The organism is Pseudooceanicola profundi, assembly GCF_050897955.1.
GTDB lineage: Bacteria > Pseudomonadota > Alphaproteobacteria > Rhodobacterales > Rhodobacteraceae > Pseudooceanicola.
In genome coordinates, this window is sequence record NZ_JBPAXZ010000001.1 from 1,188,292 (window position 1) to 1,214,457 (window position 26,166).

Here is a 26,166-nt window from a genome sequence, read left to right on the forward strand (position 1 = left end):
CTTGTCCCATATTCCCCTACCCTCCGCTCAGCCCAGGACCAGCGTCAGCAGTTCCGGCTGCCCGATATCGGGCGCCGATTTGAACTTATCCAGCAGCTGCCAGGCAGAATTCACCTGCGCGACAACCACGCTCTGCTTGGCATTTTCCAATCGCTGCACCAGCCCGTCATAGGCCGACTGCAGCTGATCGGGCGTAATGTCAGAGGCCAGCGTCGTCAGCGCCGTCCGCAGGACCAGCAGATAGGTTTCCTGCACGCCGCGCAGCCCGGTAATACTGTCGACGGACTGCCGCATGGTCGACAGCAGAACTCCCCTCTCCTGCCCCGAACTGATCCGGATCCGGTCCGCCAGTTCCAGATTGTAGCGCTGCAGGCGGTCGATCTCACCGGCGTCCTTGCGCAACACATCCATAAAGGCGCCGACGCTCAGCATCGTGGCGCGCGCACTTTCCACCTGCGCAAGGCTGGCGTCTTCCTGCGCGCGGCGAAACTGAAGCTGGACGCCGCTCAGCGCCGTCTGGCGGCGCGGGTCCAGCTCTGACTTCACCAAAGCGGTCAGCTGCGTCATCGCATCGCCGGTCGCCGCATTGCCCTCTTCGGACTGAGCGATCCAGCTTTGCTGAAGGGTGTCAAAGACTTCTTCCGACACGACATGTGTCGACAGCACCAAACGAACGCCGAAATAGTCGCCCGCCAGCGCCTGAGAGCCCCCCGGAGAATACATCGGGTATTCCGTTCGCTGGGCCGAATAAATCTGCGCCTCCGACGCGTCCAGCGATCCGCCCCGCGTCACCAGCCCGCCGGCCTGGCCATGTTGCCGCCCCAGGGCATTCATGCGGAACGGCTCCAGCATCAGCTCTTCGGCATTTCCGTAGACATCGAACAGGCCAAGCGGATTGGCTTTGCGGATCCCGATAGGCCCCGGTGCCCCGCGCCGGCCATCCGCGAACAGGGCATAATCCGCCAGTTCGCCCTCTTCAAAAAACCGCCGGCCCGGATAGCGCGCCGGATCGATCCGTGATCCGCCCCGGGTCGCAAATTCCCATTCCGTTTCAGTGGGCAGCCGGACGAACCCGCGCCGCCCGCCCTGGCTGGGCAGCGCCTCGGCGGCATTGGCGATCAGCCATTCGGAATAGTCTCGCGACAGGGCCACGGCGTCGAACCAGCTGAGCCCGCCTTTGGCCAGACGGTCCGGCCCCGACGGAGCCGCGCAATCGCCGCTCAGGGCCCGGTACTGACCGACCGACAATTCATACCGTGCAATATAGAAATAGGTCTGCGCCTGCGCTTCATCGACAAAAGGCCCGCGCAGGAATTCGGTCCGCAGATAATCCGAAAACCCGGTGTCCGGATTGGACTGGCCAAGCCGCACCCGCATGTCCGACAGCGGATCGGCGGAGTCGACCGGGATGTCGACCCGCTGAAATGCCATGCCGGCCCCGCAGGGCATCGGCAGCATCAGATCCGCAGGCGCGCCGGCCTCTGCGGCGGGGTCAATCATCTTGTCCGGCCAGCTGATCTCAGCCGGAGCTTCCTGCGCGAAAACCGATGTCGTGGACAGGACAGCCAAAGCGGCGGCCCCGACGAAGGCAGGAGACAGCAGGCGCATCAGCTCCCCTCCTCCCGCAGGATGGCGGCCGGGTCGATCTTCTGTGCCGCCCGGGCCGCGGCGAGCGACGTGGCCACGACAAAGACCAGCACCGCCACCACGATGGTCACGATCTGCCCCGCCGTCAGGCTCACCAGCGAGCCCTCGGTCAGACCGGATTCGAACATCGCCGTGATGGCCAGACTTGCCAGCCCAAGCAGGACAAAAGACGCCGCCAGCGCCACCAATGCCGATGTCACCGCCTGTGTGATGGGAAAAAGCGACAGCCGGTTCCCCCCGATCCCCATCAGCGACAGCATCGCCATGACCCGGGCCTTGCGCTGGACCGCGCCCCAGAACCCGAACAGCAGCGCCGCTGCCAGCCCCAGACTGGCCACCACCGCCGTCAGCAGCAGCGCGAGATTGAGGTTCCGCCCCAGGCTGAGCGTGGCCTGAACCTGCCGCGTCCGCGCCTCTGTCGAGACACCGAACCGCGCCTCGATCCGGTCCTGCAGCGGGGCCAGGTCTTCCAGCGTCCGGGCATAGGCCCGGATGCCCTCAAAGGCCGGCACGCGGGACGACAGCGGCCGGCCCGCCGTCACGCCATACTCGGGCAGCGCGAACCCGTCGTAGAACGCCTCGATCAGGTCCATCTTGTCGATCCCGGCCAGCACCGACCGCCCCGTCAGCCGGTCTGCCGGAACAATCGCCGCGACGGTCATCCGGAACACCAGCTGCTTGGGCATGTCCGACTGTGTGACCAGCAGAACCTCGTCGCCCTCCGACAGCTCAAGCTGCCGCGCCAGCTGAAAGCTGAGCGCTACATCCTCTCCGCCCAGCTGCGTGCCTTCGGGCAGAAACGGATCGCCCGGCCCGGAGGGAGAGATGACGGCATCGCGCAAAGGCCCGCCCTCCACAGCACGCACATTCACAAAATCGAACAAGCTGCGGGTTTTCAGCGTCACGAACCCGCTTTCCGCCCAGCCCGCGACCTCGGCCGCATCCTCGGTCGAAAAGGACAGATTGCCGGATGTGTCGATCTGAAGATTGGCCGGATCGCTCAGCAATCGGCCGATCAGCGCGTCATAGACCCCGTTCTTGACGCCGAAAAGAACCATCAGCGGAACCAGAACCCCGGCAATAACTGCCGCATTGCAGATCAACTGGATCCGTTCGCGCAGCAGATCGCGCAGGGCCAGGTGCACCACCAGCATCACGCGGCATCCGGTTGCAGTTCGGACAGCCGGCTCACGACGGCCTCCGGCGTGACAACGGGCACGCTCAGGTGCAGCCGCCGGAGCGGAAACCGGTCCAGCAGCCCCAGATCATGCGAAGAGACCAGAAGCGCCGCGCCGTCATCCCGCGCCGCGCCCACCAGCAGCGACATCGCCTCTGCCGCCGTATCGGGGTCCAGCGCCGCCGTCGGCTCGTCTGCAATGACAAAAGGCGGACGGTGTGCCAGGGCCCGGGCGATGGCCACCCGCTGCCGCTGACCGATCGACAGCGATCCAGGATAGAGCGCGGCCAGGGGCGCGATACCCAGCCGCTCCATCAGAGCGGCGGCATGCTCCGCGTCCTCCCGGCCCGTAATCTTCTGGCCCAGCGTGACATTTTCCAACACGGTGAGGAATGGCAGAAGCCCCCCCGCCTGCGGCACGAAGCCAAAGAGCATACCGCGCAGCGCCGTCAGATCAGACCGGGCCGCGCGACTGTCCCAGGCTGCGGCCAGATCGATCACCCCCTCGGCGGTGCGCGCCTGATATTGTGCCCCCCGGTCCGGGCGTCGCAGCAGGCCCAGCAGCTCCAGCAGAAGCGTCTTGCCGGTGCCGCTCCCCCCGGTCAGGCCGGTCGCTTCGCCCGCGACAAGCCTCAGCCCCTCGATTTCCAGGCGAAAGCTCCGCTCCGGCGACCGCAGGGTGACGGCAAGGCTGTCCGCCTGCAGGCAGAGCCCCGGATCCGCGGATGGACTATGCGCGCCCGGCCCTGTCACGGCAGAATGTCGAACGGCATGGCAAACACATATTCCCCGTCCGGAGAATCGTCCCACAGCGCCGTCCAGACCGTCGGGTCACGCAGCCATTTCATATACTGCGTCAGTTTCTGTGACAGCGTATCGGTCACGGGCTTGCGGAACATTGCGCTCTGTGTCCAGCGCTGTTCCGTCATCTGCATCAGCTGGCTCTGGTATGGCAGGTCCTCAAGGAACTCCAGCGCCCCGCCCAGATCGGTGGCCCCGGCATCAACCAGCATTTTGGGATCCTGCGCCATGCGGGCAATGATCTCACGCGCATCGCTGAGAAAGTTCACCGCATCCTCGGAGCTGCTGATCGACTCGGCCGCCTGCACCAGCGCCCGCACCAGATCCGCCATGGTGGCCAGTTCGTTTTTGGTCACCAGAAGCCGCGGCTCGATCGCCAGGCGGCGCGGGTTCTCGACCGCGCGGTTCGACACCCAGCCCCGGATGACATCGGGCGCGGCCGTGCCGCTCTGATCGCCCAGATAGGCCAGCCGCATGGCGCGGCCCAGCTCCACCAGCTCTTCGCCGGCCTCTTCTTCCGTCAGGCTCGACGCCTCGCCGCGCGCGACATGAACGTGATCCGTCAACGCGGTGACCAGACGGGTCACGACATCCTCGAACGCTTCTTCAGAGCCGTTTTCGATCGGGAAATAGAAGGTGCCATTGCCAAAGCGCGACAGGGCCCGGTACTGATCCGCCGCATAGCTATGGTTCGCCGACCCGCCCGCATCCGTTTCCAGATGCAGCGTCATGACAACAATCTGCCGCCCTTCCGCATCCAGCTGAAGCTCCGCCGCGCCGATCTGTGACCGGGCATTGGGATCGCGCGGATCCTTCGGTCCTGCATCCGTCACAAGGATGACATAGCGCGCATTAAACGGGTTGTCGCCCTGGGCCCAGTCGCTCTTGTCGATCGCATCCTCGACACCGGCGAGGCTGTCCTCGTTAAACCCCGGCGAGCTGACCGTCGCGACATTGGTCGCCTGACCGATCGCATCCAGAACCGGCGTCTGGTCATCCCGCCGCGTGAGTGGCACCAGTTCCTTCGTGCGATATTCCAGCCCCGGCGCCGCGTCCACATTGTCCCGGAAGCCCCAGACGCCGAAATTCACCAGATCGCCGATATCGGTGCCCTCGATCCGGGCAATCACATTGGCCAGGGATTTCTGGGTGCGCGCGATATAGCGGTCCATCGACTTCGTCGTGTCGAGCACAAAGACAATGCCCACATCAAACGGATCGCTGGCAGGCCCCGTCGCCTGCTGGACCTGCGGCGCCGATACCTTGAGCGGAACCGAGGCCAGTTCCATCATCAGGACGGTGTCATAATTGATCGGCGACAGTTCCTGCCGAAAGTCGAGGATCGGCATAATGTAGAGGTTGTCGCGGATATTCACGAATTCCTCAGGCTCGACCGCCACGACGCCACCTTTGCCTTCTGATATTCCGGCCGATGCCTCGGCCAGCATCCGGTCCTGCGTGGCCGTCAGCCGCTCATCCGACATCAGCTGCATCAGGTTCGCGTCGGTATCAAAGAAGAGCTGGCGCTTGCGTCCCGCGGAATTGGTAAAGGCACCAACGATATTTTGCTTCCAGGGCAGCACCTCGTCCTGTTTGACCCATCCCTGCGGCACCCGCGTCGATGACGGTCCGGCGCTGATCCATTCCCCCCTGCGTTCGAACACATAGAGCGGCTGAAAGGCCGGGATCATATCCTCCACCGGGCCGTTCGGCATGGAATAGAGCTTGGCCCCCGGTCGGGTCAGAACACGCTGATAGACGGTCGACTTGCCCTCCACCAGCATCGGCCGGACGTCCTGAGCCATCGCAGGCCCACCCGCGCCGCCAAGCCCGAGCGCAACAGTCACCAGCGCCATAACCCGCAGCCCTGCACGGACGCGCGGGCGGATCATCGAAAACCTCATGGACAATATTCCTCCAGCGCATTCTGGGCCAGCGACGCTGTGTCATCGGCCAGCCGGGTACAGGTTTGCTCAAGCAGACCCGCCGCCTCTGTCGAGCCGGCCGCGACAGCCCGCGAATAATATTCCGCAGCGCTATAATCCGCTGCCGGGAAGGTCAGGCCGATGCCCGCTTCGAAATCGGCATCTTCCACCGTTCCGTCATAGAGCTTGCCGTATAGCGTCAGCGCCTCGGCATCGGAGCCTTCGGCCGCCGCATCGACAATCGACAGAGCCATATCCGGGGTCACGGCCCCGCCGCACTGCGCCAGCACCTGACGGCTTTCCGCAAAGGCGCCACCGCGCAGGGCCTCGATCGCCTCCGCCCCGCAGGGGTCCGGCGCGGGCTCCACCGCGGCCACCGGCTCAGGCTCCGGCGTTGGTTCCGGCTCCGGCTCGGGCTTGAACAACAGGAAATAGGCCGCCGCCAGCGCGGCCAGCAGAAGAAGGATGCCGCCCACGGCAAACATCGCCTTGCGGGACTTGCCAGAGGTTTCATCGGTTTCGTCAGTTCCCTCGACCGGCTCCTGACCGGAACCGTCCGCCGTCTCATCGCCTCCGGTCTTCGGATCATCCATCCCTTGGCCAGGCGGAGGTGGAGGCGGAGGCGCCACAACCGGCGCTTTCAGACGGTCTTCTTTCTTCTCCTGACCCTGGGCCGAAAAGCTTGCAATACCACCGCGCCGCGCCGAGGCCGGCGCCTTGGCGATGTCATCCGGCCAGCTCGTCGTGGCACTGGACCCGGCGATGATCAGTTCCAGCTGGGTATATTCCTCGATCTGATCGACGATCTCGGGCCCGAGAACCAGGTAACTGCCATCCTCATCCGACTGGAGCGGATAGGGACCAAAAGCCACGCGCGTCGGCTGCCAGCCATCCTCGCCCAGAAACTGGCCGTTGAAACTGTTCTTCACCTCAACCGCAAGCGGCCCCTCCGCCGCGGGTGCCGGCATCAGGCTCACGCGGGCAAAGCCGCCGCGCGGATGGTCGCGATCTGCTTCGATCTCAATCTGCATCACGCCGCCCCGCCCTCAATTTCCTTGAGTATCCGACCGATGCGGCCGTTCAGCTCGATATTCACGGTCGAGCCACCGCCGCTGTCCTTGGCATTCTCGACGAACATGGCCTCCATGCCGAACACCCAGTCCGTCCATTTGTCCTGAGCCGAGGCCCGCTGAACCGCCGGCAGCGCCGTGGCATCGTCAAAGACTTTCCGAGAGGTGAAGATCGGCCGTTCCAGCCCCGCGCCGTCGGTGGCAACGGGCCGTTCGGCTTCCGGGACGGAGGAATAGCCCAGCGTATTGACGAAGTCATTGATCCGCTCGGCACAGACGATCGCGGCGGGCGGCGCCTGCTTGTCAACGGTATGGCCGAAGCTGATGGAGTCCAGCTCCTCCATGATGGCCTTGGTCACGCCGGTCCGCCGCACCCCGTGCAACAATTCGCTGACCAGATCGGACGCAGAGGCAGGCGTCAGATTGAAGATCCGCAGCTGCGCCTCGTCTTCGCGCAGATCATTCAACCGGTCCGCCCAGACCTGAATGGCCTGTTCCGCCTGAAAACTGGTCAGCGTCATCGTGCGGATGCCATTCTGCTCCTCGGCGGCAGTGCTATCGCCGTTTTCCTGAGGTGCCTCGGATGCCGGACTGTCAGGGCGACCAGGGCGCCCCGGCCGTCCCGGTCGACCGGGACGCCCCGGTCGTGCCGCAGCCGTAGCAGCCGCCACCGGTGCACCCGGCGCCGATGTTGTCACAGCCGCTGTCGAAATTGCGCTGGAGATACGAATGCGGCTGGGCACATTCGCAATCTGGTCGCGAATAACTTCCTGGTCGACGCTCAGCGACCTCAGAAAGGCCCCGAAGCGATGGTTCTCCAGCGTCAGCTCCATGCCGTCGATAATATCGGCAGCCGCCAGCTGCTTCTCCTCAATGCGTTTCTCGATATCGTCGGATACGTAATAGGGTGACAGGGCCGCACCCATCTCAGCAGCCGTCTTTTCGATCTGAGCCTGAATCTGGTTCATCTTGTTATCCGGCGTGCAGACCTTGGTCAGCGCATCGGTCAGGTAGCTGACACCGCCGTCATTCATCGCCAGCGCCGCTTTCCAGGCCGCATCCGGATCGGAGAAATGCTTCACGACGGAAGGTTCGGTGACACAGCCCTCGCGCAGTTCCTCGACGCGTTCCTCCATATTGGGAAGGATGCGCACCTCGCGGTCGCCTTCGTACTCGATCATCCCTTCCATCGGGAAGTTCGGGTTTCGCAACCAGAAGCAGTTCCGGAACGGCGCCGTTGGCGTCCAGTTGTCGACCCAGGGATCGTCCTTGCCGAACTTCTCCTGAAGCGAGAAATACATCCGCCGCTGAAACCGTTCGGACGGTTTGGCGCCGCTGGCGCTCTTGCCCAGATGCTTGTCAAACTTGGTCAGGACAAAGAACAGGATACAGTCGTTTTTTGCCCGCTCCTCCGGCGTGGCGCCATGGGTGCGCGCGATCCAGTTCTCGACCAGCTTCGGCAGATCGACCGTGTCCATATTGCTGTCGGGAACGCACAGCAGCATGGAGCTGATTTCCTGATTTTCGACATAGCGGTCAAAGAGATAGGCCACCTTACCCCGCAGCAAGATCCCGGCGATTGTGCTCTCCGGATCGGCGAGGGTCTTTTTCAGCGGCTGATCGAACCGGTTCCGCGCGCCGGGGAAATCCAGCAGGTCGGTTTCTCCCAGAAACTCCGACGGCTGCGTCTGCATCGGAAACACCAGCTCTGCCGCCAGCGCGCAGACGACGGCGCGCGGCAGGTCCACGGTTTTGCCCGAAGGCGTACGCACCTGAAGCATATCCGTGCTGTTGTCGTTCAGCAGGTCACGCAGCGTGCCCACGTCGATGATCGACGACTCGCGCGGTGTCAGCGCGGCGAGCGGCACATGCACCACCTCGGAATTGTCGATCTTGCCGCTCGCGGTCGCAAGGCGCAGGAACAGGTCGCTGAAAGCCTGATGATGCCCCCAGAGGATTGCCAGAAACTGCGCCCGATCCGAGAGGGACAGCCGCGGGACCAGCTGCGCCGCGTCGTCCCAGAACCCGCGCAGCGCAGCCGCGTAAGCGGTTTTCTTAAAGTTCGATTCCACATATTCGGAGATGTCGTAGACATCGTCCTCGCTCAGCCCGCCCCCGGCAGAACCTGCCCGCGATTTGAACGCGTCGAAATGGGCCGCGAGGTCCTCCGGCGACGGCGGTTCCTCCGACTGGTCGCCGTCCATATAAAAACTGTTGAGGATCGTGCGGGCGATATCCGCCTCGCTCAGCAGTTGCAGCTTGATCGGGAACCCGTCCGGCGCGGCGTCCTTGCTCATGGTGAAGCGCGTCACGAGCCCGGTCGATTCCCCGTCCCCCGCCGGGTTGATTTCGTTCAGGTAATCCAGAACCCCGCCCGGCCCCGGAAAATCGGCCACCAACCGGCCATCCGAAGGCCGTGCCAGCACCGACACGAGGAACGACTTGCCCGCCTGGCTGGGCCCGAAGACGCTGACGGAGACCTTGGTTTCTGCCGATTTGCCCAGCTTTGCGGCCCGCCGGCGGGCCCGGCGCAGCATCTTGGTCAGGCCCTTGCGGTCAGGGCCTACCATCTCCGCCGCTTCCGGATCGGACATCCACTCCAGTGCCTGGGCAGAGAGGTTCGCTACATCGCGGCAACGGGCGCTCACGGCATCCTGATCGATCATCTTACTTTCCCCATCACAGCCGGAAGACCCCGGAATCCATCCAATACTCATCCTCAAAGCCCAGCGTATGCAGGCGCAGGACAAGATCTGTCGGTTTCATCGGCGTCTGATTTCCATCTTCCACTTCTTCGATCCGGAAGGCTTCGCGAACGGCCTCCCGGCGCAGGACCTGTTCGGCGCTCTGCGTCTCATCCCCACCGTCATCGTCCGATTCCACCCGTTCCAGCATGACCCGGATCGGGGTCGGCCGCTGCTGCGCGCCGGAATTCGCGAAATCCAGCCGGTACAGAGGCGTCGTTGTCCACCGCTCCAGCGGCAGCTGACGGCTGCCGATATGGACGGGCGAAAACATCTGCACCTCCGCCATCTGCGCACCGCCCGATTTCGCCTTGTCCAGATCGATGTCGGAAAACAGCACGCGGTCCTTCACGATCTGGCCATTGCTGTCCATCTCGCCGATATAGCGCGCCGTTGAGCGCATCCGGAACGCATCGGTCGAGACCTTGAAGTTGGGAATGCGGTTTTCCGACAGCGCGATCAGCATCCCCCCGACCGCCACGGTCGATTTGGGATCGCCGATCCGCTGCGTGACCGGATCGCGGAACGGATACCAGCGCCCGCATTTGTAGCTGTGCATGGCGATCATGCGATGCGGCGGCACGATCTGAAGCTCTTCCACAATCGACCGTACCGCAGGCAGGCGCGACGGACGTCCCGTCAGAAGAACGATATCGACGCCCAGGTGGTCGATCACCTCGCACATATTACCCAGCACCTTCTGGAACGTCTCGCGAGAGATCGCATCGACATCTTCCCGGCTGGTCGACAGGATGACATCGGCCAGTCGCCAGCCGATCGCCCCCAGTTCATCTGCCCGCGCTTCAAGGAAATCAGTCGTGTCTGCATCGACAGCGGGGGGCGGCGCGATATCGTCCTGCGGCGTCTCCTCGTCGCTGCTCTCTTCCGTCTCCTGAGGCGTCGGCGTCAGTCCCAGGACCTCCGCCACGCTCAGATCGAACCTGTCGAACTCCTCGGCGGTTTCGCAATGCGCCAGGATCGCCTCTGCCAGCGGCACAAGGACCCGAAGCGCAAAGACGCGGCGTTTCTGCACGGTCTGCTGGTCCTGCCCCCCGACATCACCGCCAAAAATCTCGCGGAATTTCTCGCCGACATACCGTCCGCCGCCGGCTTCGATCGACCGTTGCAACAACGGCAGGATGATCCCGGAAATGACCCGCTGGACCAGATCGTCCCCGGCAAGCCGGAACCCTTCCCGGAAATTCTGTTCGGGGTGCAGCACCCGGTTGGATTCGCCGCGGTAGGTGGTGATCATCAGGTCGGTCGTCCCGCCCCCGATATCGATGCAGGCCACGCGCAGCGACGGCGCGGGCGTGCCGCCACCGGGCGGCGGGCGCAATTTCCCCTTCAGCGACAGGAACTGGTCGATGCGACCGTCGAATTTCTGCGTCACCTCGCTGTAAAGATAGACCAGCTGCGTACAGCTCGCCTCGTCGAATTCGACCTTCAGCGCAGGCAGCTGCGCGATCGAACTGTCCTTTTCCTTGATCCCCAGCATGGACCAGACCAGCCGCAGCGCGCCCGAGGCACGCGACTGCATGATGGCCTGTTCCTGCATCGAGGTCGCCGTTGGCAGCGACAGGATAATTCGGTTCAGACGCCGCGGCAGATCCGACTGCGGCCGCCGCGACCGCGACGCCGGATCATTGATCTGCACCAGCGCATGGGCGAAAATCTCGGCCAGCATGAACCCGAACATCGACGACCGCGAGAACCGCGGCCGGATCGCACCATTCATATTGGTGCCCTTGGCGGGCCGCAGGCGGTGCTCGATCTCATATTGCAGCTGCTTGATGACATCGCCGCTCTCGGTCATGTGCCGCATGGCCGACCGGACGGATTTCGGCAGGTTCGTCGGATCGAAATGATTGTGGAACCGCCAGTCCTGCTGGGTCGCCCCATCGTCCCACAGATACCGTTTCGGCGATGACAGGCCGGAGGCGGTCTCTGTCCCCTCTTCCTGCTGCACCTTCGACACGGCCTCTGGCCCGATACGGACGAAAGACGGCCAGAGGAACGCATTGCGCCGGCCGGACCGCGACGCGAAATGTTCGTCGCCCATCCGGAATTCGGCGAATTCGACACGACTTTCGAACAGGCCGGAGTAATAGAATTCCGGACGCGACAGATCGCGCACCTGCAGCGGAAAGGACCGCGCCAGATCGACGCGCGCCTCGCCCGGGAACCGTTCGATCAGGATACCGCAGCTGCGACTGTTGCCCACGTCCAGCACAAGATCGACATCCACAGGCGTCACCGGATCGTCCTTGGAGACGATATCGACAAAGCGGATCTTGGGCGGCTGACAGACCGTGGTGATCAGTTTGAGATAGGCCAGATACCGTGCCCAATGCTCGAACTGGTACAGCAGGTCTTCTTCAAGGATCCGCCGCCCCGGCCGTTCGGCCCGTTTGAACGCCAGGAAAATGGCCTTGAGCCAGTCCGACACCCAGAGCTGCAGGTCATTGACGTTGCCATCCTCATCCACCTCCAGCCGGCGCAGGAACCAGTCCATATGCGCGGGATCGCTGACAAGCCGGAATTCGCGCGGCTTTTCGGCATCCGACAGCTCTGGCGCGACATAGTGATTGGGGGAATTCTGCGCGATGAGCGAGGTCTCGAGCGCCAGCTGGACACGGTGCGTATGCCCGGTCACCGGGTCAGGCTCTGGCAGTTCCACGGTGCGCATCCGGGCCCAACTGGACGGCCCCGCATCATACCGTTCGGACCCGTCCGCACCGCGTTCCGGCTTGAGCCGCAGAACCGGCACCGGCACCCATTTCTCCAGAAACGGCTCCAACGCGGCATGCGGGCGAATGGCGTAATTGTCGTCGTCCGGCAATGTGCCTTCGTCGATCTTGTTGTCGATCTCCTCATTGCCGGTATAGGGCAGAAGGGTGCGCTCGACCTCCTCGCCACCGGAGTTCACGGTGCGTTCGACAAATTTTGACGGCTTGGTGGCAATGTCGTGCAGGGAAAATCCGAAATCCAGCATCTGGATGCCGGAAAATGGCACGAGCGTCGTCTCTTCCCGCCACTGGATCAGCTTGCGCAGGTGTTCGAGCTTGGTATTCGGCATTCGCTTCTTGCGCTCCGTAAATCAGGGCTTGGGCTTGACCAGGGCGGGCAGCCCGGGTTTTGCGGAGGGTGCGCCCCCGGGGGCCGGCGTCTCCGGAGCGGGTGCGCTGCCGGATTGCACCGTCCGGACAGACGGGCGCAGCAGCTCTGGCTTGCAGACCTGGCTGACAACGGTCGGAACCGCCTGGGTCTGCTCCAGAAACCCCAGCAGATCGCGCGATGACAGGGCAAAGTTCTGATCCATCAGAGTGCCGCGCCGCACAAAGGTATTGACCCCGACCACGCGACCACAGGCATCAACCAGCGGACCACCCGAATTGCCCTGAGAAATGGGGGCGGAATGCACCACCACATGCGTCGTCGCCGCGACGGTTTCCTCGGTCAGGACCTTGCCATCCGTAATGGTCAGCGTCGGCACCGCCTCGCGGTCCCCTGCCCTGAGCGCGGTGAATTCGCTGTCCGACAGCAGCACATCCCCCGGATAGCCGGCCGCAAAGACGGCCTGCCGCTCCAGATCGACATCGCCCAGATAGATGGGAAAGGCCGGCAGGTTCAGACCGGGCACCGACAGCAGCGCAAAATCCGACCCCGAGACCTCGAAAGCGCCGCTCGATTTGACCACATCGGCCATGGTGGCCTTGCCCAGCTCCTTGTTCGTGACGCTCACGCTGCCAGGGCGCGCCCCGTCCACGACGTGATTGTTGGTCAGCACGGTATTGGGAGCGATGACAAAGCCGGTCCCCGTCCCGATGCCATTGGGCGTCTCGGTCATGACCAGAACCGTGCGGGCACGGATCATGTCACGCACGGATTCATCATCCGCCGACGCGACGGCCTGGAGCCGTGTCAGATCGGCGGGCAGGATCGAATGTTCGACCGCCGTCACACGCTTCTTCTGTGCCTGCATCGGCGTTTCCGGGCGCGGCGGCAGCATGCCCTCGATCATGACGCCCTCGGGCATGACGAGGGTCCCGTCGGCCTCGCAGATCGCCCCGGCCAGTCCTTTTTCCAGCTCGGCCACACGGGCGCGCAGGGCCTCGTTGACACTGTCGGCCATGCGTACGGCCGCCTCATCGGTGATCGCCGGTTCTGGCTGGGCCTCTGCGACGATCCGGTTGCCGGGCAGCAAGAGCCAGATCAGCACGCCGGAAAACAGCACAAGCAGCACCACCAAAGGCAGCCAGGCATAGACCGGCACGCGGCGCGGCGTCCCGGAGGGCGGCGGCGGTGGCGGCGGTACGTTCGCGCTGTCTGCCCCTGCCCCTGCACCACCGGCCCCGGCTTTGGCACCGGATGCCGCAGCGGCCGGCGGCACCACCCGCGACGGCGACGCAGCCGCCTGACCTGCGGCAACGGCAGCGGTTGCGGCACCGGCGGCGGCGACCGCACCGGCCCGTCCCGCCGACCATCCCGCCGCATCGCCCTCGCCGGGCAGCGGCGGCGCATCGCCGGGCAGGAACCGCCCGAGAGCCGCCGTATAATGTTTCTCCCGCGCGCGGGCGTCGCCGCGGGCCGCCTCGGGCAGCATGCCCCAGTTCAGGATGACCGGCCGTCCGCCCACCGACCAGACACTGTCCGGCCCCAGCGTATGCAGCGCCGACGCCACCAGCTGACCTTCGGGCGTATCGTTGATCAGATCGGGCAGCGCCGCCAGCCGCCGCGACAGCACATCGGAGAGATCGGCCCGCGCCTCGGAATCCAGATGGCTGAAGGGCACGCCCTGACCGTCGAAATCGCTGTACCAGGCGATGGTCGGCGCCGCCACATCATTGCCCCGGCTGATCAGCGGTTCGGCAAAAAGCCTGGCCACGGACGGGCCCGCCCCTTCGGTAATATAGTCGGTCAGAGCTTCGTATTTTTCGATAATCAGATCATCGCCCGCCGGCAGACAGTCTGAAAGATCGACCTGAGATTTCGTCAGAAAATGATCCGCCATATTATGGGCTCCCCTGTCCGCGCCGCATTTCGACGCTTTCGCGCCCGCCTGTTGCCGGCTGATAAAGATCGCACACCGCGTCACCACCTGCCGCCACATGGCAGGAGGCCAGAGTGCGGAAGATAATTGTGCCATTGCTGCAGCTGAGATTACCGGTTTTGTCGATGTCGAAATTCCCGTTTGTCGCAAATGACCCGGTCACTTCTCCCTCGCAGGTTGTCCCATCTGTCGCCGTCAGCGTTTCCTGCCCCGTGCCGTCTTCGGCAAAGCAGACATCCCAGCGGTTGAACGTCGTGATTTTATTGGAGCGCGGCGCCTCCACATCGAATTCCGTGATCAGGTTCCAGCAGCCCTGCATCGCGCTCAGGTTCCGGTTCCGGAAAGCCTCTGTGTCCAGGCCGCCCGATGGTGCAGGCGTGGGCGCCGGCTCTTCCACCCGGGCCTCGCACTGCATTTTGCCCAGCTCTGCCTCCAGCTGCGAAATGCGTGTCACAAGCGCGCCGCGTTCCTCATCAAGCGCCGAGATATTCATCAGAACCGCCTGATCGCTGGTTCTGGGACAATGTGAATATCCGTCCAGGCCAAAAGGCAGTCGGACACCGCAGGCACCCAGAATGAGATAGGCCGAAGTCCCGACGACGCAGATGAAAAGACCCGACGCAAGGATTAAAAAAATCGAAGGTCGCATTAATTTCCCGTTCCCTAACCTCGCAAAGCCTACCTTCACCGGATCCGCATGGTCAACGCGCCATTCTTGCCAAGGCGCGATATTTTTTGTGATCTTAATCGCATAGCGGTCGAAGCGCAGCATGATAGTCATGTCGCGACCCGCACCGGAACGCGCGGGCCGCCCAAGGAGCGGATGACAGAAGCTGTCATTTCCGGAACCGACGGCAGCGGGGGTAGAACCGCTGCAGCCAGGCCGCGGGCGGACCGCCTGAAAAGGGACGCGCGTCCGACACGCGGCCGGCACCAGTTTGCAAGGACCGCGTGAGGCGGCCGACAGGAGAAGATGATGCGGCAAGTGACCTGTATCCACGCCGAGGGCGCCCGGCCCGACAGCCTGATCGCGGCATTGGAGCGCCAGCAGTTCCACGTCATGCCCGAAAACGCCGGTGCGCCGGGCGATGTGATTTTGGTCGACACCGTCGGGATGACGCCGGACATGGCAGAGGCCGCCCTTCAGGCGCAGCTCGGTCACAACCGGCCCGTACTTGTCCGCTATGCCCTTCGCCACGGCACCAATCACCGGGACATGCGCGCAAGGTTCCTGGCCCGTGGCGCACAGGATGTGCTGAAATCGGACGCCGGCGATGACGAGGCGATCACACGGATCAGGGCGCTGCTTCTGCTGACGCGAGACCCCAGCGTGCTGGTGCTGGAAGATGATGAAAACATCGGCCGCTGGGTCTGCGAGGAACTGACGGCTGTGGGCATGTCTGCCACGCTGGTAAGTTCGCTCCAGGCCGCCCGCGCGGCATTTTCCGAACATCCCGTTGATGCCCTGATCGTGGACCGCAATCTGCCCGACGGCGACGGGCTTGATCTGGTCGCGCAGCTGCAGCGCGACGGCATCCGCACGCCTGCCCTGATCTACACGGCCATGGACCGCATGTCGGACCGGATCGAGGGGCTGGAAGCGGCGGGGGCGGTCGATTACCTCTGCAAGCCGGTCCATGCCGAAGAGCTGGTGGCCCGCGTCCGCGTCGCGCTGCGCCCCCGCACGCAGGACGAGGCCCTGACCTTCGGCCCGCTGGAACTGCGGCGGCGGGACGGGATCATCCGCTGGCGCGGTGACAGGATAGAGATGCGCCCGAAGGAGACAGCGATCCTGATGTATCTGGCCGAACGCTATGGCATGCGCATCCCGCAGAGCATGCTGTATTTCGACATCTGGGGCAAAGTGCATATGGAGCCGGGCTCAAACCCCGTCTCGGCCGCCAAACATCGCATGGTTCAGACGCTGAAAACCTTTCTCAAGGACCGGAATGAACCTATGCCGGATATCCTGCTGTCGGAAAACGACGCCTACCTGTTTGACCCCGCGCCCCTGCTGAGCCTGACGGACAGGGCCTGACCCGATGTCTGCCCCGACAGAGCGCGACCAAGGCAACCTGCGCGGACGCGACCGCATTTCGTCCAACCTGCTTGTGCTTTTTCTGATGGTGTTCTCGCTGATCGCGGTCGCGGCGCTTTCGGCCATGCTGGTCGGCTCGGCCCTGCGCAGCGATCGCCAGTATCTGGATGAGACCCAGCGGCGTCTGCTGGCCACGCTGGAGTCGGGCGGCCTGTCCGGTCTGACCGTCGCGGTGCAGGAAAGCGGGGCCACACTTGTCCCCGCCGCCCATCCCGTTGGCATCGCACTATGGCGGGTGATCGGCGACAGGCGCACTCTGCTGGCCGAGACCTGGCCCGGGCTGGGCATGGCCCTGACGGATGATCAGGGCAACGCCACGTCACCGGAAGGGCAGGCATCGCTGAACGGGCGCCGTCTGTCGCTGCGCTGGATCGACACCACCACCGCAACGCAGGACTGGCGCACCCCCTATCGCGACGTGGCACTGGCCATCGCCCAGCCCCGCCCGACCGACCAGATCCGGAAAACGCGCGGCATCCTCATCCTGATCTGGGGCATTACGCTTCTGTTCCTTGCCGCGCTGGTCTACCTCAGCCTGGACCACCGTCGGCGCCATGCTGCGGGGCTGGATGCGATATCGGACCGGCTCGACCGATTTGCCGCCGGCGAAACCGACCTGCGCATGCCCGCCGACCCGCGAACACCGGAACTGCGCCGCCTGCATGCACGGCTGGACCATGTCATGGACCAGCTGGACAAGCTGATGGGCGGCCTGCGCCACATTTCGGCGCATATGGCGCATGAACTGAATTCGCCGCTGCAGAAAATCCGCGGTGGCCTGTCGCGCGTGTCCCGGGCCAGCACCGACGAAGACCGTCAGATCGCGATCAATGAAATCGAAACGGTGCTGGATGTGACCCGTCTGAGATTGCAAAATCTGATGCAGTTGTTCAGGCTTAACGCAGGCGAGGTCGCTACGCTGGATGACCCGGTAGACCTGTCGGACCTGACGGAAAGTGTGATCGAGGATTTGGAAAGCATCGTCAATGATCAGGACAGACGGTGCGAGCTGCGCCTTCAACCCGGTATTGTCGTTGCGGGCAACCGCCCCCTGCTGGAGCTGATGATCACCAATCTGCTGACCAATATTGGCAAATACGCCCCCCCCGGAAGCGAGGTCTGTGTCGCGCTAACGGCAGAGAATGACACCTTCCGGCTTGAGGTCAGCAACACCGGGTCCTGTTTCCCCCCGGTCGTCCGGGACCGCGCCTTCCGGCGGTTCGTGCGTGGCACGGATGGGCGCGAGGCGACCAGTGCCGGGCTCGGGCTGAGCCTGATTGCCGCGATCGTGGACGCGCATGATTTTCACGCCAGCCTGCCGGCCAGCGATACCAAAGCGATTGTTGAAATCACAGGGGCTTGCGCGGCTCCGGCAGGGGGTCCCGGCGCAGTGGCACGGGTTTCATCATGAGAATGCAACTTGCTGCTATCGCTTTTGGCCTTCTGACCGGCGCACCGCCGCTTGTGCAGGCGCAGGCGCGCCCCGGCCCGGCTGAGGCCGTTGCGGCCGCCTGGCTGGTCGCCCATGCCGCCATGGAGCGCGAGGATGTCTGGATGCTGAACGGCGGCCTTGAAGCTCTGCAGATACTGACGGACATGTCCCGGGCGCCGGAGCGCTGGACTGACCGGCTGACGACCTTCGACGATGAACTGCGGTTCCTGACCCGCGGCCAGGCGCTCCCCGAAAGGGCCACCGCCGCCGACGGGGCCGCCGCGCTGTCGATCACGGAGGTGCCCGTGCCCTCCGGCGGCGCCGTATCCATTGCACCGACCTCGGCGCCCTACACCATCCTGATAGAGCCCGGGCCCGGGATAGAGGCGAGCTCCGGCCAGTGCAACGCGCCGGCACCGGGGCTGGCCCTGCTGTGTCACACGCAGGGCGATGTTGTTCTGAAAAATCCGGCCGAGACCGATGCAACGGTATTCCTCGCTGTGCCGGTTGCAGAGACGCGGCCATGATCCGCCGCGACGCCAGATATCCGATGTCTGTCAGACGGCCTGCCGGGCCGGTTCAGAGATGCGTTGCTGCGGCGTTGCTTCTGCCCCTCCTCTGCCTACCTCTGCGCGCCGCTGACCGCGCCCTGCTGGTCGGCGTGACCGACTATCCTCTGGTGGCCGACGCGGGTTTTCAGCCGCTGCTCGGGCCCAAAAACGACCTTAGGCTGATGCAGCAGTCGCTGGCGAAGTACTGGCCGGATGCCACGACCACCACCCTGGGAGAGCCAGAGCGCCCGGCGACCCGTGACAATATCCTGTCCGCACTTGCCACGCTGGCCGATGCGGCCGGGGCGCAGGACCGTATCCTGATCTATCTGTCTGGCCATGGGGCACAAATTCCGGCGCCCCCGGAGGCGCTGGCCGAAACCGACGGGATGGACGAAATCTTCCTCCCCTCCGATATCGAAATCATCCGGCAGAACGGACGCGCCGAATTTCACAATGCCATCCGCGACGACGAAATCGGACAGGCGCTGGACCAGATGCTGGACCGGGACGCCGAAGTCTGGCTGATCGTCGACGCCTGTCATTCCGGCTCTCTCGACCGGTCGGCGCCGCTTGTGGCGCGGGCGATCGATCCGCTCAGTATCGCGGCCCCGGATCGCCCGGTTCTGCCCGCGGCGCAGACCGGCGCCACCGTGCAGCCGGACCGCATGGCAGCCCCCCGGCTGATCGCCTTTTATGCCGCAGCCCCGTCAGGCAAAGCCTATGAAAGGCCGGTCACCACGCAGACCGGCGCCACGACGGTCCACGGCGTCTTTACCCTGGCGCTGAGCCGGGCCATGGCGCGGGTCAAGGGGCCCAGTTTCTCCGACCTGGCTCAGGCGACGGCGGCCGAGGCCTGGCGCCTCTCTGCCGGCAAGGAACGCCCGGTGTTCAGCGGGGCGCTGAACCGGGCCAGCTTTGTCTCTGCCCCGCAACTGGCCGAGCCGGCCTACGGGCTAACCTTGCGCGATGGCGAACTTGTCCTTGCCGCGGGACGGCTGGACGGGATTGGACAGGGCGCGGTTGTCACGATCGAAGCCGCCGATGCGGACGGCCCCGACGGGGCCCTGGCGCGGGCACGGGTCGAAACCGCCGGGCCGGGAGAGGCCGTTCTCAGCCTGCTCCTTCCGCCCGACGGCGCGCCCGACCTGCGTCTGGACAGGATGATCCGCGCCGAGAACCTCGATCCCGACCGGGTCCGGCTGCGATGGATCGGCGACCGTGCGCCGCTGCTGCAGGTCCGGCTCGAACAACCCGGGCCCGGCGCCCGGCTGGCGCTTTTTACTCCACCGGACACCGATGCCGCTCACCCAGAGCTGATGGCCGATCTGCGCCGGCTCACGCAGCGCTGGATCACCTGGTCGACAGACGAAGAGGCCGATATCCGGCTTGAGCCATCCCCGGACGGGCTTGTCCTGACGCGCCGGGGCGCGCCGCCCCTGACCCGGACATTTCCGGCCGGCCCCGGTCAGGGCGATGCGATCTCCCGCGCGCTGGCGACGATGGCCCGCGCCGCCCTGCTGCGGGACCTTCCCGGCTCTGCCTCCGGCATGACCGATGCATTGGACATGCAGGTTCTGGTCCGTGCCGGTCAGCCCGGCGGCGGGTCGACCCCCTGCGCAAACCCAGCCAGCATCGTGACGGAGCCACCGCCGGATGCCCGGCCGCTGCCCGCCGACACGGCGAATGCGCTGGCCGCCTGCGATGCCGTTTACCTGCGCCTCAGAAACCTCGCGGATACGCCGCTCGACGTGTCGCCCTTCTATGTCGACGCGGAGGATGCCGTGTATTTCCTGACAGGCTATCCGGGGGGCGACCGGCAGGGCCTGCGCCTGCCCCCGCGCACCAGCCGCGTCGTGGCCTTTACCGAAGATGCCGGCACCGCCCCCGGCCAGATCGTCGATCTGGTTGCGCTTGCCGTTCCCGCCCGCCCGGGACCGGAGCCTGTCCGCGATTTCCGGCATCTCGCCGGACGCCTGCCGGACGACGCCGACCCAAGCCGTCTGGACAGCCTTGTCGCCTCCGCGGAACCGGCCGCCACTTACCGGGGCGCGGCCGTGGCGCCGGACGATTTCGCCTTTGCCGCGGTTCGGCTCGGCCCCACGCAGGAAGAACCCCGATGACCGGCGCCCCCCCTCCCCTGCGCGCCGCGCGTGCCGGTGTCGCTGTTCTGGCATTTGCCACCGGGGTGGCGGGCCTGACCCTGGCACAGCTGGCCGGGATGACAGAACCCGCCCGGGCCCAGTCAGCCGCCCCTGACACCATCGTCGGCGGAGCCGCGCTCCGCAATGCGGGCGAGACGCTGGCGCTTTGGGCCCGGGGGCAGACCCTATCCGTCACCGAACTGGGGGCGCTTGCCGCGCAGATCGCCGGCGGCGCCTCACTGGCCCCCGACGACCCGTTTGGCGCCGCGCCGCTCCGCGACAGGATCGCCGCCGCCGCGGCTCCCGCCGAGATCGCGGCCGGGCTGGAGAGCGTGACGGCCCAGGCCCGCGGCGTCTGGCAGGGCGTGACGCGGCTGGATCTGACCCTGCCGCCGGGCGCGCGCCAGGACATTGAAATCACGATGGCGGCAGGCGAGCCCGCCCTTGTTGAGATCCGCCTGAAGCCCGGCCCGCAGGAGGCCGATGTCGATTTGCTGATCCTCGACGCGACCGGAACCACTGTGGCCGAGGATCTGGGCCCGATGACCGGGCGACCGGGTGTCGGAGCCTTGACCAACTGGCAGCCGGCAAGCTGCGGGCTCTACAGCATTCGTGTAGAAAACCGCTCGGCCTTTGCGGTCGAAGCGGTTGTCATGGCGCCGCCCAGCCGCAGCCAGTCCTGCGACGGCTGAAAGCGACAAAAAACGCCCGCGACCGCGTCGCAGGCGTTTTCCATGTCGGTGCGTCACGCGGGCCTCAGGTCACCCCCAGGCCCGCCGACTGATATTACTGCTTTTTCAGGACCGGAAGCACCGGGGCGCCGCTGACCGGAACCACGCCCGGCAGGCTGCCGGAGGAGGCGGTCGCGCCCATGTCCAATGCGCCACGCATCACAGCCGTGCGGTTGGCCGACTGTGCCGGCAGGAAGGCCGGTGTGCCGCCCTGTTCCAGCGTCGCGATCGCGGCGCGGTACCAGGGATCCGCCGCCTGGGCATTGGCCGGCATGCCGAAGCCTTCGCGCAGGTGGTGACCCAGAACTTCGGAATAGGCATAATCGCCCTGCCCGATCATCATCAGCGCCCCGCCCATCGCCATGGAAGGGTCATCCTGCCGGTAGCCCACGCTCATGCAGATGGTGCCGAGCGCGCGGGCGGTGTCCGCATCCGTCACCGCCAGCTCCTGCGTTTTGGCGGCGGCTTTTGCGGCGATTTCCTCAGGCTTGGCCGTCGCGACCGTTTCCGAGACAGCCATCATCCCGTTGGAGATCGGGCCGCAGAACTGAGACTCTGCCGCAGCGGCATCCAGGCCGTATTCGGTCATGACCTGATCGCCCACACCCATGGCATAGCCACGCATACCGCAGAACTGTTCGCTCAGCGCCTGATCGGGGTCGGTGATATTGGAGGCCTGGATGACGCCATTGCTCTGGCTCAGCAGGTCGACCAGATCACAGCGGTCGGACATGGAGGCGCTGGCGCTCAGCGCATTGGTCTTGGGCATCAGCGGCGGCAGGCCGGCGGGCGCCTCCGCTTTGGCGGTGTTAAAGCCCGGCACGGTCGGAGCGGTCTGCGGGACCTGCGGCGTCGTGACGGTGCCATAGCCGCCGGTATTTCCGGTATTGCCGGCATAACCGGTATTTCCGGTGTAGCCCGCATTGCCGGTATAGCCATTATTGCCAGCGTAGCCGGTATTGGCGTCATATCCGGTATTACCAGTATAACCGCCATTTCCGGCATAACCGTTTCCGGCATAGCCATTTCCGGCGAAACCGTTGGCCGCGGCCCATTGCGGGTTCTGTTCAGCGTAATAGCCGCGCAGCGTGTCCTGCCCCATATAGGCGCCCTGCGCCTGAGCGCGGTTATGGCTGTCCAGCAGGAACTGGCGCTGGTAATCGGTCAGCTCGCCGGTGCCGGGAAAGCCGAGCGCCGACTGGTAGGCGCCAATGCCACGGCGGGTGTTCTTGCCGAACACACCATCGGCGGTGCCGACGTTATAGCCAAATGCGTTCAGCGCGCTCTGCACCCGCTTGTTTTCAGCCCGCTGAGCGATCTGCGCCTGCGACAGCTGCGGCTTGCGGTAGGTCTTCTGCCCGCCGCCCGAAGACCGCTTCTGCCCTTTGCAGTTCAGCGCGCCGGTGGCACATCCGATGATCCCGCCGACCGCCGCACCGATGATGACTTTGCCGATATCGGCAGATGCGGAATTTGCGGGCACCGAAAGTGCGACGGTGGCAGCGACGACTTTGGTGAAATTATTCATCATAGGATGGGTCCCCCAGGGAAATGGCTCTCTTGATATCCAAAAGACTATATCGGACCGCGCCAAATGGCACACGACAAAATTTGTAATCCGGCGCCTGATTTTTACGAATTCCGGCGATTACAGCCTATTTCGCCACGCAATGACCGAATGGCCGGCTCTTCAGCCACAAGACCGGGACATCGCCGGGCAACTGATTCGCAAGCGCGCCCATCCCCGGTCCGCCTTTCCGGCAGAAAACCGCGACCTGTGCGCGGGCAAGGTTTGGGAGACTTCTCCCCGACCCTCTCCCACCCGAACGCCCACAGCCGCGACCGCGCTGCAGGCGTTGTCCTTGTCGGGTCGTCAGGCGGGCTTCGCGGGCCCGCCCGTATCTGTCACTTCTTTTTCAGGACCGGCAGCACCGGGGCGCCGCCGACCGGAACCACGCCCTGCAACCCGTTGGAGGATGCCGTCACCCCCATGTCCAGTGCGCCACGCATCACGGCCGTACGGTTGGCCGACTGTGCCGGCAGGAAGGCCGGTGTGCCGCCCTGTTCCAGGGTCGCGATTGCGGCCCGGTACCAAGGATCCGCCGCCTGGGCATTGGCCGGCATGCCGAAGCCTTCGCGCAGGTGGTGACCCAGAACCTCGGAATAGGCATAGTCGCCCTGCCCGATCATCATCAGCGCCCCGCCCATCGCCATGGAAGGGTCATCCTGCCGGTAGCCCACGCTCATGCAGATGGTGCCAAGCGCGCGGGCAGTGTCCGCATCCGTAACTTTCAGCACCTGTGCCTTGGCAGCGGCCTGCGCCGCGATCTCTTCCGGTTTGGCCGTGGCGGCAGTTTCGGCCACCGTCATCATCTGCTGAGAGATCGGATCGCAGAACTGCGCCGCTGCCGATGCGGCATCCAGTTCATATTCCTGCATGACCTGATCGCCCACACCCATGGCATAGCCACGCATGCCGCAGAACTGTTCGCTCAGCGCCTGATCGGGATCGGTGATATTAGAGGCCTGGATCACGCCATTGCTCTGGCTCAGCAGGTCGACCAGATCACAGCGGTCGGACATGGAGGCGCTGGCGCTCAGCGCATTGGTCTTGGGCTGCAGCGGCGGCAGGCCGGCCGGCTCTTCGGCTTTGGCGGTGTTAAAGCCCGGCACGGTCGGTGCGGTCTGCGGCACCTGCGGCGGCGCGACCGGCGGATAGGAATTTACCGGCGGATAGGTGTTTACCGGAGGGTAGGTGTTACCGCCCGGATAGGCCCCGCCAAGCCCGTTGGCCGCAGCCCATTGTGGGTTCTCTTCGCCATAATACCGGCGCAGCGTGTCCTGCCCCATATAAGCGCCCTGCGCCAAAGCGCGGTTGTGGCTGTCCAGCAGGAACCGGCGCTGATATTCGGTCAGATCGCCCGTCGCGTGAAAACCCAGGGCCGTCTGATAGGCGCGAATGCCGCGACGGGTGTTCTTGCCGAACATGCCATCGGGGGTGCCGACGTCATAACCAAAGCCGTTCAGCGCGGTCTGGACCTGCCTGTTTTCCGCACGCTGCGCGATCTGCGCCTGCGTGAGCTGCGGCTTGCGGTAGACCTTGCCACCGCCCGAAGACCGTTTCTGCCCTTTGCAGTTCGCTGCACCCGTAGCACATACGATGATCCCGGTGACAGCCGCACCGATGATGGCTCTGCCGATATCGGCCGAAGCCGTATTGGCAGGCACAGCAAGAACGGCGGTGGCAGCGGCGATCTTTGTAAAATTCCTGATCATGAGATGTCCCCCAGAAGGATGATAAACTTGATACCCAAATCAGTACTGCGGGCCCGGTCGGATAGCTTGCGACAAAAAATGTCATCCGGGTCGGGCGCTCAGGACTGCCCCCAAAAAAGGTCGGGCCGGCCCCATGGGACCGGCCCGGTCGCGATATCTGCCGTGTCAGTCCGTGTCCGTATCGGTCGTGACTGCCACAGGCTTGGCCGGGGTAGCGTCCGGAGGGGGAAACCCGGCCGCATTGGCTTGATGCGCATCGAGTAGCTCACGCATCATCGCGACACGGCGATCAGCCCGGGGGACAGGATGTTCAGCTGCAACCTCCCCCTCCAGGGCGGTGACCGCCAATTCGTACCAGTCCATGGCGAGGGCCTTGTTCTTCTGGCCATGGAAACCGTAGAGCAAATGCGCGGCAATCACTTCGGCCGCGGGAACGCCGCCCCCGGTGCCCAGCATTATCAGCGCACCTGCCAAAGTCATCCGGCCATCCCGATCCCGGTAACCAAGCCCCATGCACATGGTCCCGATGCGCCGGCCGTTTTCGGCATCCTCAACACCAAAGCGCTGCGCCAGATCCTTCGCCTCAACGCGGACCACATCGGGTGAGGCTTCATCAAGGCGACCGACCAGCTGGGCCATCCCCGACCGCAGCGGCTGGCAGAACTCAAGCCTTGCCCGATATGGCCCATCCGGCGTGGAGCTTTTCGCCAGACCGTGTTGGATTTCAATCTCATGACCGGCGCGGATCATATCCCTGGCAAGGTCGCATTGTTCTATCAAACGCGTTGAAAACTTTGGGTCTGTCTCCAACGTGGCCCGGATCGACACCGACGCAATGATGCCCATCATTCCAGAATAGAGATCGACAAATGACGAGGCCGTGCATTTGGCGTTCTTGTCCTGCTGCTTTACCGCTTTGAGGGGGAAAGCATAGCTGGATTGTTGATAATAGCGCGTCAGGGTTTCGACAGTTGGCGCGTCCCCGTCCTTGAGCGCGCGTTCGTAAGAAAACTTCAGGAAACCCCGTTCATGGGGGCGAAAATGGCCGGTTGCCGGCATGCCCAGGGCAGTCTGAAACGCCGATATCACCGCACGCGCCTCTCTGCCGATCACCCCGTCCGGCAACCCGGCCCCAAATCCGAAAAAATTGAGTTCCTTGATCAGCTGTTTCCTTGCTTCACGGCGCTTCTTGTTTAAATCGGATTTGGTACCTTCGGGCTTAGCACCGGGAGTACCGTACAAATGCCCGCAGACGATGTAATTGCCGCATTCCATGCGCATTAGGGCTTCTAACCCGATGATAGCCGGTTTGAATTTCTTTTCCTCCGACGCCGCCCCCGACACCCCGACAGTCAAGGCGAGAAGCCCCGCAAATGCACAAAAACCAAAACGCATGATCCGGTCCCATCCCCAATGAACGACGTCCAAACTTCGTAAATTCAACCTATACGCCTGCCCCCTAATGGGTCACGCGACATATTTTGTCATCCGGCTGGCCCGCCTGAACCCCGCCGCGG

At 64.6% G+C, this 26,166-nt stretch carries 17 protein-coding genes; 5 read left to right on the forward strand and 12 right to left on the reverse strand.

Annotation, left to right across the window (positions count from 1 at the left end; all coding sequences use genetic code 11):
* Positions 1–27 precede the first annotated feature (27 nt).
* The 9 genes from ACRARG_RS05975 to ACRARG_RS06015 are packed head-to-tail and all read right to left on the reverse strand — an operon-like array spanning position 28 to position 15,198.
* Complete coding sequence (locus tag ACRARG_RS05975) at positions 28–1,608, reverse strand: formylglycine-generating enzyme family protein (RefSeq protein ID WP_432689076.1); 1,581 nt, start codon at positions 1,606–1,608, stop codon at positions 28–30.
* Positions 1,608–2,801, reverse strand: a complete 1,194-nt coding sequence (locus ACRARG_RS05980; RefSeq protein ID WP_432689077.1) for an ABC transporter permease — start codon at positions 2,799–2,801, stop codon at positions 1,608–1,610. Before ACRARG_RS05980 ends, ACRARG_RS05975 begins: the two co-directional genes overlap by 1 nt.
* Positions 2,801–3,577 (reverse strand): ABC transporter ATP-binding protein, encoded by a 777-nt coding sequence (locus ACRARG_RS05985; protein ID WP_432689078.1) that lies wholly within the window; start codon positions 3,575–3,577, stop codon positions 2,801–2,803. Before ACRARG_RS05985 ends, ACRARG_RS05980 begins: the two co-directional genes overlap by 1 nt.
* Complete coding sequence (locus ACRARG_RS05990; RefSeq protein WP_432689079.1) at positions 3,574–5,529, reverse strand: vWA domain-containing protein; 1,956 nt, start codon at positions 5,527–5,529, stop codon at positions 3,574–3,576. The genes ACRARG_RS05985 and ACRARG_RS05990 overlap by 4 nt, the downstream gene beginning before the upstream one ends.
* Positions 5,526–6,581, reverse strand: coding sequence for a hypothetical protein (locus ACRARG_RS05995; protein ID WP_432689080.1), 1,056 nt, complete (start codon positions 6,579–6,581; stop codon positions 5,526–5,528). The genes ACRARG_RS05990 and ACRARG_RS05995 overlap by 4 nt, the downstream gene beginning before the upstream one ends.
* Positions 6,581–9,286 (reverse strand): virulence factor SrfC family protein, encoded by a 2,706-nt coding sequence (locus ACRARG_RS06000; protein ID WP_432689081.1) that lies wholly within the window; start codon positions 9,284–9,286, stop codon positions 6,581–6,583. The genes ACRARG_RS05995 and ACRARG_RS06000 overlap by 1 nt, the downstream gene beginning before the upstream one ends.
* A gap of 13 nt (positions 9,287–9,299) precedes the next feature.
* A complete protein-coding gene (locus ACRARG_RS06005) occupies positions 9,300–12,443 on the reverse strand; it encodes a virulence factor SrfB (protein WP_432689082.1) in 3,144 nt (1,047 codons plus the stop codon).
* Positions 12,444–12,464: 21 nt separating this feature from the next.
* Entirely contained in the window at positions 12,465–14,378 is a 1,914-nt protein-coding gene (locus tag ACRARG_RS06010) for a S1C family serine protease (protein ID WP_432689083.1), read from the reverse strand.
* A gap of 1 nt (position 14,379) precedes the next feature.
* Complete coding sequence (locus tag ACRARG_RS06015) at positions 14,380–15,198, reverse strand: type IV pilus assembly protein FimV (protein WP_432689084.1); 819 nt, start codon at positions 15,196–15,198, stop codon at positions 14,380–14,382.
* Between the two features lie 195 nt (positions 15,199–15,393).
* Between ACRARG_RS06015 and ACRARG_RS06020 the strand changes: the two genes are divergently transcribed.
* From ACRARG_RS06020 to ACRARG_RS06040, 5 genes are all read left to right on the forward strand, one after another.
* Positions 15,394–16,455: a response regulator transcription factor gene (locus ACRARG_RS06020; RefSeq protein WP_432689085.1), complete on the forward strand. Its 1,062-nt coding sequence runs from the start codon at positions 15,394–15,396 to the stop codon at positions 16,453–16,455.
* Between the two features lie 4 nt (positions 16,456–16,459).
* The gene (locus ACRARG_RS06025; protein ID WP_432689086.1) at positions 16,460–17,926 is read left to right on the forward strand and encodes a sensor histidine kinase; all 1,467 of its coding nucleotides are present in this window, start codon (positions 16,460–16,462) and stop codon (positions 17,924–17,926) included.
* Complete coding sequence (locus ACRARG_RS06030; RefSeq protein ID WP_432689087.1) at positions 17,923–18,474, forward strand: hypothetical protein; 552 nt, start codon at positions 17,923–17,925, stop codon at positions 18,472–18,474. The genes ACRARG_RS06025 and ACRARG_RS06030 overlap by 4 nt, the downstream gene beginning before the upstream one ends.
* Positions 18,475–18,548: 74 nt before the next feature.
* On the forward strand, positions 18,549–20,621 hold the full coding sequence (locus ACRARG_RS06035) for a caspase family protein (RefSeq protein ID WP_432689088.1): 2,073 nt from the start codon (positions 18,549–18,551) through the stop codon (positions 20,619–20,621).
* Complete coding sequence (locus ACRARG_RS06040; protein ID WP_432689089.1) at positions 20,618–21,334, forward strand: hypothetical protein; 717 nt, start codon at positions 20,618–20,620, stop codon at positions 21,332–21,334. The genes ACRARG_RS06035 and ACRARG_RS06040 overlap by 4 nt, the downstream gene beginning before the upstream one ends.
* A 94-nt stretch (positions 21,335–21,428) precedes the next feature.
* Here ACRARG_RS06040 and ACRARG_RS06045 read toward each other — a convergent pair whose 3' ends face one another.
* The 3 genes from ACRARG_RS06045 to ACRARG_RS06055 form a co-directional block, all read right to left on the reverse strand.
* Positions 21,429–22,904: a peptidoglycan-binding domain-containing protein gene (locus ACRARG_RS06045; RefSeq protein ID WP_432689090.1), complete on the reverse strand. Its 1,476-nt coding sequence runs from the start codon at positions 22,902–22,904 to the stop codon at positions 21,429–21,431.
* Between the two features lie 374 nt (positions 22,905–23,278).
* A complete protein-coding gene (locus ACRARG_RS06050) occupies positions 23,279–24,649 on the reverse strand; it encodes a peptidoglycan-binding domain-containing protein (RefSeq protein ID WP_432689091.1) in 1,371 nt (456 codons plus the stop codon).
* Positions 24,650–24,814: 165 nt separating this feature from the next.
* Entirely contained in the window at positions 24,815–26,077 is a 1,263-nt protein-coding gene (locus ACRARG_RS06055) for a peptidoglycan-binding domain-containing protein (protein WP_432689092.1), read from the reverse strand.
* Between the last annotated feature and the right edge of the window lie 89 nt (positions 26,078–26,166).